The 12,752-nt window shown below is 71.0% G+C and carries 12 protein-coding genes; 9 read left to right on the top strand and 3 right to left on the bottom strand.

All coding sequences use genetic code 11. The features are described 5' to 3' along the window. The first annotated feature begins 48 nt into the window (after positions 1-48). On the top strand, positions 49-1,503 hold the full coding sequence (gene rmuC / locus H490_RS18920; protein WP_017882976.1) for a DNA recombination protein RmuC: 1,455 nt from the start codon (positions 49-51) through the stop codon (positions 1,501-1,503). Positions 1,504-1,531: 28 nt separating this feature from the next. On the opposite strand, the gene glpX is transcribed toward rmuC, so the two are convergent. Beyond that, entirely contained in the window at positions 1,532-2,515 is a 984-nt protein-coding gene (glpX, locus tag H490_RS18915; protein ID WP_031289625.1) for a class II fructose-bisphosphatase, read from the bottom strand. A gap of 74 nt (positions 2,516-2,589) precedes the next feature. Between glpX and fbaA the strand changes: the two genes are divergently transcribed. Both fbaA and H490_RS18905 read left to right on the top strand, forming a co-directional pair. Then, entirely contained in the window at positions 2,590-3,618 is a 1,029-nt protein-coding gene (gene fbaA / locus H490_RS18910; protein ID WP_031289623.1) for a class II fructose-bisphosphate aldolase, read from the top strand. Beyond that, entirely contained in the window at positions 3,618-4,334 is a 717-nt protein-coding gene (locus tag H490_RS18905; RefSeq protein WP_031289621.1) for a DUF6264 family protein, read from the top strand. The genes fbaA and H490_RS18905 overlap by 1 nt, the downstream gene beginning before the upstream one ends. Before the next feature lie 102 nt (positions 4,335-4,436). On the opposite strand, the gene H490_RS18900 is transcribed toward H490_RS18905, so the two are convergent. Beyond that, on the bottom strand, positions 4,437-5,468 hold the full coding sequence (locus H490_RS18900; protein WP_031289618.1) for a 4-hydroxy-3-methylbut-2-enyl diphosphate reductase: 1,032 nt from the start codon (positions 5,466-5,468) through the stop codon (positions 4,437-4,439). A 381-nt stretch (positions 5,469-5,849) separates the two neighbouring features. Between H490_RS18900 and xseA the strand changes: the two genes are divergently transcribed. The 6 genes from xseA (at position 5,850) to H490_RS18870 (ending at position 11,167) form a co-directional block, all read left to right on the top strand. Continuing rightward, positions 5,850-7,097: an exodeoxyribonuclease VII large subunit gene (xseA, locus tag H490_RS18895; protein WP_041204993.1), complete on the top strand. Its 1,248-nt coding sequence runs from the start codon at positions 5,850-5,852 to the stop codon at positions 7,095-7,097. Positions 7,098-7,148: 51 nt separating this feature from the next. Continuing rightward, positions 7,149-7,391, top strand: a complete 243-nt coding sequence (locus tag H490_RS18890; RefSeq protein WP_017882971.1) for an exodeoxyribonuclease VII small subunit — start codon at positions 7,149-7,151, stop codon at positions 7,389-7,391. Between the two features lie 3 nt (positions 7,392-7,394). Next, positions 7,395-8,084 (top strand): DUF4245 family protein, encoded by a 690-nt coding sequence (locus tag H490_RS18885; protein ID WP_017882970.1) that lies wholly within the window; start codon positions 7,395-7,397, stop codon positions 8,082-8,084. Beyond that, positions 8,084-8,758 carry a carbonic anhydrase gene (locus H490_RS18880; protein WP_017882969.1) on the top strand — a complete coding sequence of 225 codons (675 nt, stop codon included), beginning with the start codon at positions 8,084-8,086 and terminating at the stop codon, positions 8,756-8,758. Before H490_RS18885 ends, H490_RS18880 begins: the two co-directional genes overlap by 1 nt. A gap of 109 nt (positions 8,759-8,867) precedes the next feature. Beyond that, positions 8,868-10,271 (top strand): class II fumarate hydratase, encoded by a 1,404-nt coding sequence (locus H490_RS18875; RefSeq protein WP_017882968.1) that lies wholly within the window; start codon positions 8,868-8,870, stop codon positions 10,269-10,271. 119 nt (positions 10,272-10,390) lie between these two features. Beyond that, complete coding sequence (locus tag H490_RS18870) at positions 10,391-11,167, top strand: SGNH/GDSL hydrolase family protein (RefSeq protein WP_017882967.1); 777 nt, start codon at positions 10,391-10,393, stop codon at positions 11,165-11,167. A gap of 66 nt (positions 11,168-11,233) precedes the next feature. Here the strand turns inward: H490_RS18870 and H490_RS18865 are convergent, their stop codons facing one another. Further along, positions 11,234-12,604 (bottom strand): PhoH family protein, encoded by a 1,371-nt coding sequence (locus H490_RS18865; protein ID WP_017882966.1) that lies wholly within the window; start codon positions 12,602-12,604, stop codon positions 11,234-11,236. Positions 12,605-12,752 lie beyond the last annotated feature (148 nt).

Below are 12,752 nucleotides of genomic sequence, written 5' to 3'. Positions count from 1 at the left end.
CGGGCGCTCCGCAGCGAGAATGTCAGTGGCACCTGAGACGATGTGCGCATGACCACCCTCACCCTTCTCCTGATCGTCGTCGCGGCCCTCGTGTTCGGGGTGGCCGGGTTCATCGCCGGGCATCGAGTCGCGGCCTCCGGCGCCGCCCGGCGTATCGCCGAGGCCGAGATGCGGGCCGAGCGCGAACGCACGCTGGCGGTGCAGCAGGCGAGACTCGACGCCGAGGCCGGGGCGCGCCTGCTGCGCGAGGAGCTCGCCGCCGCCGAGACGCGGGTGCAGGGGCTCGAGGATCGCCTGCGCGACGCGCACCTCAACGCCCAGCAGCGCTCCGAGATCGACCGCGAAGAGCAGCGCGTGCTGCAGCAGCTCGCACCGCTGCGAGACTCGCTGGGCAAGCTCGAGCGCACCGTCGCGACGATCGAGCAGCAGCGAGCCTCCCAGCACGGCGAGCTCGCCGAGCAGCTGCGCGAAGCGGCCCGCGCCGAAGAGAAGCTGCGGGGCACCGCCGAAAGCCTGGCCGCGGCTCTGCGCTCGAACAACACGCGCGGGCTCTGGGGCGAGACCCAGCTGCGCCGCCTCATCGAAGCCGCGGGTATGGTCGAGCACGTCGACTTCGAGGTACAGCAGCACCTCCCGTCAGAGAACGGAGCCGCTCGGCCCGACGTGGTCGTACGCCTACCCGGCGGCAAGAGCATCGCGATCGACGCCAAGGTGCCGTTCGACGCCTACCTCGAAGCGCAGCACGTCGACGACGAGTCACGCCGCTCCGCGCTGCTGAACCGGCACGCGAAGGCCCTGCGCGATCACATCGTCGCGCTGAGCAACCGCGGCTACTGGACCGCACTCGCCGACTCCCCCGAGCTCGTGGTCGCATTCGTGCCCAGCGAGTCGCTGCTGTCGAGCGCCCTCGACACCGATCCGCTGCTGCTCGAGTACGCCTTCGAGCGGCGCGTCGCCCTCGCCTCTCCGGTGAGTCTGTGGGCCATCCTCAAGTCGGTCGCCCACAGCTGGCGCCAGGAGTCGCTCACCACCGAGGCGCGCACGCTGTTCGACCTCAGCCGGCAGCTCCACACCCGCCTCGGGCGCACCGCGTCGCACCTCGACAAGCTCGGCCGCACACTGTCGCGCGGTGTGCAAGACTACAACGCCTACATCGGTTCGCTCGAGCGCCAGGTGCTGCCCACCGCCCGCAAGATCGGCGCACTCAACGGAGAGAAGATCGGCACCGAACCGGCGCAGCTCGAAGACGCGGTGCGCCCGCTCATCGCGCCCGAGCTCCGCCCCGCGGGCGACTCCGACGCAGACGGCGAAGGGGCCGCGCCCGGCGCACCGGCAACAGCCGAAAGAGTCTCGGCCGAGGGACGACCCGCGACAGACGGAGAACTCGCACGCGACGAAACACCCGCGGCCGACGGAGGACCCGCTGCAAACAGTGCATTCTGGGCCGAGCGCGAGCCTCGCCAGCCAGCGGCAGACGACGAAGGCCCAGGCGAGAACGCCTGAGCCTTCGAAGACCGCGACCGGGCCGGAGTCAGCTCCAGCGGTCGGGATCCATGTCGCTGATGACGTGACGGATCGTTCCCGAGTGCGAGCGCATCACGATGCTCTCCGCGCGCACGAACGGGCCGCGGCGCTGCACGCCGTCGACGAAGTCGGCCGAGGTGATGCCCGTCGCCACGAAGTAGCAGTTGTCGCTCGCCACCAGGTCGTTCGCCTCGAGCACACGATCGAGGTCGTGACCGGCGTCGAGCGCCTTCTGGCGCTCCTCGTCGTCCTTCGGCCAGAGACGACCCTGGATCACGCCGCCCAGCGCCTTCACCGCGCAGGCCGTGATGATGCCCTCGGGCGTGCCGCCGATGCCCACGCACATGTCGATGCGGGAGTCCCAGCGCGCGGCGTTGACGCCGCCCGCGACATCGCCGTCCATGATGAGTCGTGTGCCGGCGCCCGCATCGCGGATGTCGGCGATGAGCTGCTCGTGACGCGGGCGATCGAGCACCGCCACGCGGATGTCGGAGACGTCGACTCCCTTCGCTCGAGCCAGCGCGCGCACGTTCTCACCGATGGGGCGGCGGATGTCGACCACACCGACGCCCGCGGGGCCGCAGACGAGCTTGTCCATGTAGAACACCGCCGAGGGGTCGTACATGCTGCCCCGATCGGCGACCGCGATCACCGAGAGCGCGCCCGGGCGGCCCTCGGCGGTGAGTCGAGTGCCGTCGATCGGATCGACGGCCACGTCGCACTCGGCGCCCTCGCCGTTGCCGACCTGCTCACCGTTGTACAGCCACGGGGCGTCGTCCTTCTCGCCCTCGCCGATCACCACGGTGCCGTTCATGTTCACCGTCGACAGGAAGCGCCGCATCGCGTCGACCGCGGCACCGTCGGCGGCGTTCTTGTCGCCGCGCCCGATCCACGGAGTGGCCCGCATCGCAGCGGCCTCGGTGGCTCGCACGAGTTCCATTGCGAGGTTGCGATCGGGCTGCCATTCGCCCAGCGAAACAGGTTCAGTCATACCCACACCCTACCGCGTAGACTGGTTTCTCGGAGCGGCACCGGGCCGATCCTTCACGACGCCAAGGAGCACAGATGCCAGTTGCAACTCCGGAACAGTACGCAGCCATGCTCGACGCCGCGAAGACCGGCGGCTTCGCCTTCCCCGCGGTCAACGTGTCGAGCTCGCAGACCCTCAACGCGGCACTGCAGGGCTTCGCCGAGGCCGGATCCGACGGCATCATCCAGGTCAGCTTCGGCGGCGCCGACTACTTCGCCGGCCACACCGTGAAGAACCGCGCGGGCGGCGCGATCGCCTTCGCCAAGTACGCCGAAGAGGTCGCCAAGGCCTACGACGCCACCGTCGCCCTCCACACCGACCACTGCCCCCAGCAGCACCTCGAAAGCTTCGTGCTGCCGCTCGTCGCGGCCAGCGAAGAGCGCGTCGCGCAGGGCGGACTCCCCTTCTTCCAGTCGCACATGTGGGACGGCTCGGCGATCCCGCTGAACGAGAACCTTGACATCGCGAAGCAGCTGCTCCCCCGCCTCGCGGCGATCGGGGTGATCCTCGAGGTCGAGATCGGCGTCGTCGGCGGCGAAGAAGACGGCATCAGCCACGAGATCAACGACCAGCTCTACACGACCATCGACGACGCGGTCGCCACGGTCGAGGCCCTCGGCCTCGGCGAGCAGGGCCGCTACCTGACGGCGCTCACCTTCGGTAACGTACACGGCGTCTACAAGCCGGGAGGCGTCAAGCTGCGCCCCGAGCTGCTGGCCGAGATCCAGTCGGGCCTGCAGCACAAGTACGGCTCCGGTGAGAAGCCGCTCGACCTGGTCTTCCACGGCGGATCGGGATCCTCGTCCGACGAGATCGCCGAGGCCGTGCGCAACGGGGTCATCAAGATGAACATCGACACCGACACCCAGTACGCGTTCACCCGGCCCGTGGTCGACTTCATGCTGAAGAACTATGAGGGCGTGCTCAAGATCGACGGCGAGGTCGGCAACAAGAAGCAGTACGACCCGCGCGCGTGGGGCAAGGCCGCCGAGAGCGGGATGGCCTCCCGCATCGTGCTCGCCGCCGAGCAGCTCGGCTCGGCGGGCAAGTCGGTGAGCGCGTAGTGGCGGATCCGCGCGACGAACGCCCCACCCCGGCCTACGGCGAGTACGCTCCCGAGGGCTGGGAGTGGAAGCCCGAGGGCGCCGAGCCCGCTCGGGCCGAGGTCCCGGATCAGGGCTCCGTCTCCGGGGTGCCCCACAACCTCGGCGTGAGCCAGAGCCCCGCGGCCCCGCCACAGGCGGCGCCCGCCGCGAAGCCCGAGGCGCAGAGCGGAAACGGCGATCCCGCGCCCTACCGAGCCGACGCTCCGCCCGCTCAGCGACAGCAGCCGCCGCGCTTCGCCGCACCCCGTGCGCCGCAGGCGAAGCCCCGCCGCACGGGCGACATCGCGGTGACGATCGCGCTGCTCGCGATCGGGGCCTTCGGGGCGCTCTACACCGCGCTCGTGCTGTTCTCGCTGCCCCCGACGCTCTCCCTCGTGGGCGACGCCCTCGAGATCGCCGATTTCACTCCGCCATCGTGGATCGGCACGTTCAGCACGGTCAGCGCGCTCTCCATGTTCGCGCTCTACGCGGTCGCGCTCGTGTTCTCGATTCAGCGGATGCGCGGCGGCAAGCTCGCCTTCTGGGTGCCGCTTTCGGCCGGGGCGCTGGCGATGATCCTCACGTTCGTGCTCACCCTCATCGCGATGATGAGCGTGCCCGAGCTCATGCAGGCGGCCGACGACCCCTCGGCGATGCAGAAGCTCCTCGACTACATGAACTCCATGCAGCCGTAGGGCGCGACTGCTGAACAGCTCGGCGACCGCTTCCTCGCAGAGGGCAGACCGCGGTCGCCGGGCGGCCCGACCTCAGAGATTCGCACCGCCGATCGGTGCGCCTCAGCGCACCCGACCGCCGAGGGCGCGCTCATCGCGGTTGCCCGAGGCGTCCTGGCGCAGCTCCTTCGGCAGCGAGAAGACCAGATCCTCTTCGGCGGTGACGGTCGCCTCGACGTCGGCGTATCCGGCGTCGGCGAGGTCGTCGAGCAGTTCCTGCACGAGCACCTCGGGCACGGAGGCGCCGCTCGTCACGCCCACGGTGCGCACGCCGTCGAGCCACTCCTGCTTGACCTCGCTCGCGAAGTCGACGCGGTACGCCGCCTTCGCGCCGTACTCCAGCGCCACCTCGACGAGGCGCACGGAGTTCGACGAGTTCGAGGATCCGACGACGATCACGAGGTCGGCCTGCGGGGCGATCTTCTTGATCGCGACCTGGCGGTTCTGGGTGGCGTAGCAGATGTCGTCGCTGGGCGGATCCTGCAGCTTCGGGAACTTCTCGCGCAGCCGGCGCACGGTCTCCATGGTCTCGTCGACCGAGAGGGTCGTCTGCGAGAGCCACACGAGCTGGTCGGGGTCTTTCACCTCGAGGGTGTCGACGTCTTCGGGCGAGTTGACGATGGTGATGTGGTCGGGCGCCTCGCCGCTCGTGCCCTCGACCTCTTCGTGGCCGGTGTGGCCGATGAGCAGGATCTCCTTGTCCTGCTTCGCGAAGCGCACGGCTTCTCGGTGCACCTTGGTGACGAGCGGGCAGGTGGCGTCGATCGCGTGCAGCCCGCGCTCTTCAGCGGCGTTCACCACCGCGGGCGAGACGCCGTGGGCGGAGAACACGACGTTGGCGCCCTCTGGCACCTCGTCGACCTCGTCGACGAAGATGGCGCCCATCTTCTCGAGGGTCTTCACGACGTGCACGTTGTGCACGATCTGCTTGCGCACGTAGACGGGTGCGCCGTAGCGGTCGAGCGCCTTCTCGACGGCGACGACCGCGCGGTCGACGCCGGCGCAGTAGCCGCGGGGGGCCGCGAGCAGCACCTTCTTCTCCCCTTCGACCGGCCGGTTCTTCAGCCGCCCGACCTCTCGCCGCAGCCGCGGCATCGCAAGGCTCACGACCGGTGCGCCGATGGTGCGCGGATCCCGGACCTGCGGGGCTGGGGCGGTCTGCTGGGCGGTGTCACTCATGCTGCCGATTCTACCGGCCGTTCCTGGTGCGAAGCCGGGTCGCGCTCGCGGGCGCCGCGGGCGCGGCCTCGGGCACTGTACCGGCGGCTCTCGAGTGGTCGAAAAGGGCTCCGGTTCGCGCCGATCCGCGCACATTTCGACCACTCGCGGCACACGGCGGGCACTCGCGGCACACGGCGGGCACTCGCGGCACGCGGCGGGCACTCGCGGCACGCCGCGGCACGCGCGGCCCGGCCCGGCCCCGCACGCGCGCCGCGCACCGCGCCCCCACGAACGCGACGCCCTATGCTGGGCGGCATGGCCGAAGCAGGATCGAACGCCCCCGCCACCCGCGACGCCCCCTGGCCCGTGGGCCTGATGAGCGAGAAGATCGCGGCGTGGATCGACCGGCTCGGGCAGGTGTGGATCGAGGGCGAGATCACGCAGTGGCAGCTGCGCGGCGGCCACGTCTACGGCAAGCTCAAGGATCTCGGCCAGGACGCGACGGTGAGCTTCACGGTGTGGCGTTCGGTGGCGCAGCGGCTCACGAGCGACTTCGCGCAGGGCGACCGCGTGGTCGCGCTCGTGAAGCCGAACTTCTGGGTGAAGGGCGGAAGCCTCACGGTGCAGGTCTTCGAGCTCTCGCACGTGGGGCTCGGCGAGCTGCTCGAGCGCTTGGAGCGGCTGCGCCGTCAGCTGCAGGCCGAGGGGCTGTTCGACGCGGGTCGCAAGCGCGCCCTGCCCTTCCTGCCCGGCCTGATCGGGCTGGTGACGGGCCGGGATTCCGACGCCGAGAAGGATGTGATCCGCAACGCGACGCTGCGCTGGCCGGGCGTGCGCTTCAAGATCCACTACGCGGCCGTGCAGGGCGACCGCGCGGCGGGCGAGGTGGCGGCGGGCATCGAGGCGCTGGATCGGGATCCGGAGGTCGAGGTGATCGTCGTCGCGCGCGGCGGAGGCGACTTCCAGAACCTGCTGCCGTTCAGCGACGAGCGCGTGGTGCGCGCGGCGGCGAGCGCGGGCACGCCGCTCGTGAGCGCGATCGGGCACGAGGCGGATCGCCCGCTGCTCGACGACGTGGCCGACCTGCGCGCGTCGACCCCCACCGACGCGGCGAAGCGCGTGGTGCCGGATGTGGGCGAGGAGCTCGCGGGCCTCGATCAGGCGCGGGCGCGCATGAGCGCACGGCTGGGGCAGCTGCTCGCGCACGAGACGGATCGTGTGACGCAGTTGCGCGGTCGCCCGGTGCTGGCGCAGCCGGAGCGCATCGTCGACGAGCGGGCCGAGGAGCTGGTGCGCTGGGTGGCGCGGGGCACGGAGCTCGCGGATCGGGCGATCGAGGATCGCGCCCGCTCGCTCGTCGAGACGCGCGCCTGCCTCGGGGCGCTCTCGCCGCAGGCGACGCTGCAGCGCGGGTACGCCATCGCGCAGCTCATGGGGCCGGACGGGGCGCCTGATGAGGTGCTGCGCGATCCGGTCGATGCCCCGGAGGGGACCCGGATCCGGCTGTCGCTGTCGGGGGGCCGCCTCGACGCGAGCTCCGCCGGCTCGCCGGCGGAGTCCTGAGCGGGGGCCGGCGGGCCGCGGTTGTCAGCGGCGGAAGGTAAGCTGGGCGGCATGGCAGAAACGGCAAGCCAGGATCCCGCCGCGCTCAGCTACGAACAGGCGCGCGACGAACTCGTCCAGGTGGTCACGAGGCTCGAGCAGGGCGGCATCACGCTCGAGGAGTCCCTGCAGCTCTGGGAGCGCGGCGAGGCGTTGGCCGCGCGGTGCGAGGAGTGGCTGCTGGGCGCGAGGCAGCGCCTCGAGGCCGCCAGGCAGGGCGCGCCCGCCGGCTCCGATTCCGGAGCGGACGCGTAGCGCATGGCGAAGAAGCAGAAACCGCCCGTCGTCGTCGCCGAGCTCGGCCGCCCCGAGACCGCAGCCGAGACCGCGACGCGCAAGGCCAACGACAGCCGCCTCTACCGTCAGCGCAAGACCGTCAACAACCTGGTCTTCTCGCTGCTCGTGAGTCTCGGTCTCATGGTCGTGATCGTGCTCATGGCCCCGGGACTCATCGGCGGCAAGAGCGCGTTCGAGGATCACTCGGTCGACGTCGCGTCGCTGGCGGTCGAGGCCGCACCGAGCGCCGGCCGCACCCTCGCCGCTCCCGCGGCCCCCGAGAGCTGGAAGGCGAAGAGCGCGGGCCTGCGTCAGCGCGACGGCGTCACCTCCTGGCAGATCGACTACACGACCGTCGACGAGACCACCGGGCACGAGGCCTACGCGGCCGTCGTGCAGGCCTTCACCGCCGACGGCGCCCCCGTCGAGGAGAAGTGGGTCTCGCAGGCGCTCGAGCAGCAGTCCGCCACGGGCGCCGAGCTGCTCGGCGGCATCGACTGGATCGTCTACGAGCACCCCGACCGCAACCCCGATTCGAGCAACATGCTGTTCGGCCTGCAGGGTGAGTGGCAGGGCGACACGGTCCTCGTCTACGGCACCGACTCCCCGGCGACCCTCCGCCTGCTGGCGGCCGAGGTCGCCGATTCCCTCAACACCCCGAAGGAGCAGTGATGACCGCCCCCCGCGTCACCCCGCAGCAGGCCTGGGACACGTTCGCCGCGGGCAACGAGCGCTTCGTGTCGGGCGCCTCGGCGCACCCCAACCAGGACGTCGAGCGCCGCACGGAGCTCGTGAACCAGCAGACCCCCGACGTCGCGCTCTTCGGCTGCGCCGACTCGCGCATGGCCGCCGAGATCATCTTCGACTGCGGCCTTGGCGACCTGTTCATCGCCCGCAACATGGGCCACGTCGTCGCAGAGTCGATCACCGCATCGATGGAGTACGCCGTCACCGAGCTCGGGTCCGCGCTCATCGTCGTGCTCGCGCACGACTCCTGCGGGGCGGTCGCCGCCGCGATCGACCAGTCGAGCCGCGAGCCCTCCGGCGTCACGGTCTCGGTGCGCAACACGCTGGCGCCGATCCAGCCCTCCGTGCAGCAGCTCTGGCTGCGCGACCACTCCGACACTCCCTACGCCGACGCGAGCAGGATCGACGCGAACGCCGTGGGGCGCCTGCACCTCGCGGCGACCGTGAACGAGCTGCTGCGCACTTCGCGCACGATCAGCGACGCGGTCGACGCGGGCAGGCTCGCGATCGTCGGCTGCCAGTACCGGCTCACCGAGGGGCGCGCCGTGCCCTACACGGTGGTCGGCCCGGTCGAGCTGGAGCTCGCCCCGATCGACTGATCTCCGTCAGAACCCGGCCCCCGAGCCCGTCGAGGGGGCCGCTGCCGCGCTCAGTCCCCCTGCGACAGGCTCGGGGGGACGCCCCACCAGTAAAGGAAGCAGAAGCACAGTGACCGAAATCGAGTACCGCATCGAGCACGACACCATGGGTGAGGTGCGCGTCCCCAAGAACGCTCTCTACGCCGCTCAGACGCAGCGCGCCGTCGAGAACTTCCCCATCTCGGGCAAGGGCCTCGAGCCGGCCCAGATCGTGGCCCTGGCCCGCATCAAGCGCGCCGCTGCGATCGCCAACAAGGAGCTCGGCATCCTCGACGCCGGCATCGCCGACGCCATCGTCGCCGCGGCCGACGAGATCATCGGCGGCGAGCACCACGATCAGTTCCCGGTCGACACCTACCAGACCGGCTCGGGCACGTCGTCGAACATGAACATGAACGAGGTGCTCGCGACCCTCGCCACGAAGCACCTCGGCGCTCCCGTGCACCCGAACGACCACGTCAACGCGTCGCAGTCGTCGAACGACGTCTTCCCCACCTCGGTGCACATCGCCGTCACCGGGGCGCTCATCGAGCAGCTGAAGCCCGCGCTCGAGCACCTCGCCGAGGCGTTCGAGCAGAAGGCCGAGCTGTGGAAGTCGGCCGTGAAGTCGGGCCGCACCCACCTCATGGACGCCACCCCCGTCACGCTCGGCCAGGAGTTCGGCGGCTTCGCCGCCCAGATCCGCTACGGCATCGAGCGCGTCGAGGCGGCCCTCCCCCGCGTCGCCGAGGTGCCCCAGGGCGGCACCGCGGTCGGCACCGGCATCAACACCCCCCTCGGCTTCCCCGAGAAGGTCATCGCCGAGATCGCGGCCTCGAGCGGCCTGCCGATCACCGAGGCCCGCAACCACTTCGAGGCGCAGGCCAACCGCGACGGCCTCGTCGAGGCCTCGGGCGCGCTGCGCACCATCGCCGTGTCGCTGACGAAGATCAACAACGACATCCGCTGGATGGGTTCGGGCCCCAACACGGGTCTCGCCGAACTGCACATCCCCGATCTGCAGCCCGGCTCCTCGATCATGCCCGGCAAGGTCAACCCCGTCGTGCCCGAGGCCGTGCTCATGGTGTGCGCGCGCGTCATCGGCAACGATGCGACGATCGCGTGGGCGGGCGCGTCGGGCTCGTTCGAGCTCAACGTGCAGATCCCCGTCATGGGCACCGCGCTGCTCGAGTCGATCCGCCTGCTCGCGAACGCCTCGATCGTGCTCGCCGACAAGACGGTCAAGGGCCTCGAGGCGAACGTCGAGCGCGCTGCGGCGCTCGCCGGCATGAGCCCGTCGACCGTCACCCCGCTCAACCGCCTGATCGGCTACGAGGCGGCCGCGAAGATCGCGAAGCACTCGGTCGCCAAGGGCATCACCGTGCGCGAGGCCGTGGTCGACCTCGGCTACGTCGAGCGCGGCGAGGTCTCGGAGGCCGACCTCGACAAGGCCCTCGACCTGCTCTCGATGACGCACCCGGGCGTCGCCAAGTAGCGCAGCGCTCACGCGCCGGGGGTTCGGGATCGGGTGATCCCGAACCCCCTCGTGTTTCTGGCCCGCTCTGCCCCGCCCCGCCCGGGAACCGGGTCAGGGACGGTCGCTACGCTGGAGGGATGATGCTGGCCCGATCCCCCGCACTCGGAGCGAAAGCCCTCGCGCTGTCGGCCGCGGCGACCATCGCGCAGCTGGTGAAGTGGCAGCGGCTCTACACGTGGGCGAACCGCCCGCTCATGCGGCTCGCCGAGATGCAGCCGGTGACCGCAGCCTGGTGGCGCGAGCGCCGCAAGCAGCCGGGCGACTTCCTCTATCTCGCGCTCGGCGATTCGACGGCGCAGGGCATCGGTGCGAGCACGCCGGGGCACAGCTACGTGGGGCAGCTCGCCGATCGCATCGAGGCCTGTCTCGGCGAGCCGATCGCGGTCACGAACCTCGGGGTCTCGGGGGCGCCGTCGAATCTGTGCGCGCGCGACCAGCTGCCCCGCGCCGCGAAAGTGCTCGCGCGGCGCAGCCCCGATCTCGTGACGCTCGACATCGGGGCGAACGACATCGCGCAGTGGGATCCGCTGGCGTTCCACCGCAACATCTCGACCATCATCGACGCGCTGCCCTCGCACACCATCGTGGGCGAAGTGCCCTGCTTCCATCTGCCCTGGAACGATCGCCGGGTGCGCGAGGCGAACCGGATCCTGCGCACCGTCGCGCAGGATCGGGGGCTCGCGGTGGTGCCGATCTACGAGGCGACGCGGGCCCGGGGCGTGCGGGGCATCCTCACGGAGTTCGCCGAGGACGCCTTCCACCCGAACGATCGGGGCTACGAGGTCTGGGCCGACGCGTTCTGGCCCGTGGTGCGGGCTCGGCTCGACGAGCTCGCGCGGCAGCGCCCGAGCTGAGCACCCGCGCGGCCGAGCCCCTCCCCGATGATCGGGGAGGGGCTCGGCCGCGGTCCTCGGCTCGCCTCAGGGGGTGTCGAGCAGCTCCGTCACGAGCGCCGCGATCTCGCTGCGCTCGGAACGCGTGAGGGTCACATGCCCGAAGAGGGGGTGGCCCTTGAGCTTCTCGATCACGGCCGCGATGCCGTCGTAGCGGCCCACCCGCAGGTTGTCGCGCTGCGCGACGTCGTGGGTGAGCACCACCCGCGAGTTCTGGCCGATGCGCGAGAGCATCGTGAGCAGCACGCCCCGCTCGAGCGACTGCGCCTCGTCGACGATCACGAAGGCGTCGTGCAGCGAGCGGCCGCGGATGTGGGTGAGCGGCAGCACCTCGATGAGGTCGCGCGCGATCACCTCGTCGAGCACGTTCTCCGAGACGATCGAGCCGAGTGTGTCGAACACGGCCTGCGCCCACGGCCCCATCTTCTCCTCGCGGTCGCCCGGCAGGTAGCCGAGCTCTTGACCACCCACCGCGTACAGCGGCCGGAACACCATGATCTTGCGGTGCTGCCGCCGCTCGAGCACCGCTTCGAGCCCTGCGGCGAGCGCGAGCGCCGACTTGCCGGTGCCGGCGCTGCCGCCGAGCGAGACGATGCCGAAGTTCGGGTCGAGCAGCAGGTCGATGGCGAGGCGCTGCTCGGCGCTGCGGCCCGTCACGCCGAACACCTCGCGGTCGCCGCGCACCAGCCGCAGCGATCCCGGGCCGTCCACGCGGCCGAGGGCGGATCCGCGAGGCGAGGTGACGATCAGCCCGGTGCCGCGCGGCAGGCCCTCGACCTCGGCCACGCCCCCGAGACCGTCCTCGTCCCAGAGCTCCCGCATCCGCTCCTCGTCGAGGTCGATCGAGGCGGTGCCGCTGTAGGCGTCGTCGTGGGCCTGCTCGGCCCGGTACTCCTCGGACCCGAGCCCGATCGCGGCGGCCTTGAGACGCATCGGCAGATCCTTCGACACGACCGTGACGTCGAGGCCCTCCCCCGCGAGGTTCTGCGCGACGGCGAGGATCCGCGTGTCGTTGTCGCCGAGCCGCATGCCGCTCGGCAGCGTCTCGATGCTCGAGTGGTTGAGCTCGACGCGCACCGTGCCGCCCGCGTCGCCGACGGGCACCGGGAAGTCGAGGCGCAGGTGCTTCTCGCGCAACTCATCGAGGATGCGCAGGGCGCGGCGCGCGAAGTAGCCGAGCTCGGGATCGTGGCGCTTCTTCTCGAGCTCGATGACCACCACCACGGGAAGCACGACGGAGTGCTCGGCGAAGCGGAAGAGCGCCGACGGATCGCTGAGCAGCACCGACGTGTCGATCACGTAGGTGCGCTGCGCCTGCTGCGCTGCGTCGAGACTCTCGTGCGCGCCGGGCGCCTGCGTCGACGGGGCGGGAGTTGCGGGGTGCTGGGTTTCGGCCACGATGGCTCCTCTGCTCCGGGGCGGTTGCCCCGTTTCAGCGAGGTTGGCACTCCGAGCGGTGCCGGCGGGCCTCCCTCGGTCGGGCGCCCTGCCCGACAGTTCACACGGTACGCCGCTCGTGGCGCGACGGCGGAAGTGACACGCGCTC

Origin of the sequence: Leucobacter sp. UCD-THU (assembly GCF_000349545.1) — a bacterium.
GTDB classification, from domain to species: domain Bacteria; phylum Actinomycetota; class Actinomycetes; order Actinomycetales; family Microbacteriaceae; genus Leucobacter; species Leucobacter muris.
Note: the sequence above shows the minus strand (reverse complement) of the source record. Positions and strands in the feature narration are given on the sequence as shown.

Bases quoted from the DNA above. Each gene is read 5' to 3' on its own strand.
- H490_RS18870 (WP_017882967.1), top strand. From the start codon at position 10,391: ATGATGCTGGCCCGATCCCCCGCACTCGGAGCGAAAGCCCTCGCGCTG.
- H490_RS18880 (WP_017882969.1), top strand. From the start codon at position 8,084: ATGACCGCCCCCCGCGTCACCCCGCAGCAGGCCTGGGACACGTTCGCC.
- rmuC (WP_017882976.1), top strand. From the start codon at position 49: ATGACCACCCTCACCCTTCTCCTGATCGTCGTCGCGGCCCTCGTGTTC.
- glpX (WP_031289625.1), bottom strand. From the start codon at position 2,515: ATGACTGAACCTGTTTCGCTGGGCGAATGGCAGCCCGATCGCAACCTC.
- H490_RS18900 (WP_031289618.1), bottom strand. From the start codon at position 5,468: ATGCCGCGGCTGCGGCGAGAGGTCGGGCGGCTGAAGAACCGGCCGGTC.
- H490_RS18890 (WP_017882971.1), top strand. From the start codon at position 7,149: ATGGCAGAAACGGCAAGCCAGGATCCCGCCGCGCTCAGCTACGAACAG.
- H490_RS18885 (WP_017882970.1), top strand. From the start codon at position 7,395: ATGGCGAAGAAGCAGAAACCGCCCGTCGTCGTCGCCGAGCTCGGCCGC.
- xseA (WP_041204993.1), top strand. From the start codon at position 5,850: ATGGCCGAAGCAGGATCGAACGCCCCCGCCACCCGCGACGCCCCCTGG.
- fbaA (WP_031289623.1), top strand. From the start codon at position 2,590: ATGCCAGTTGCAACTCCGGAACAGTACGCAGCCATGCTCGACGCCGCG.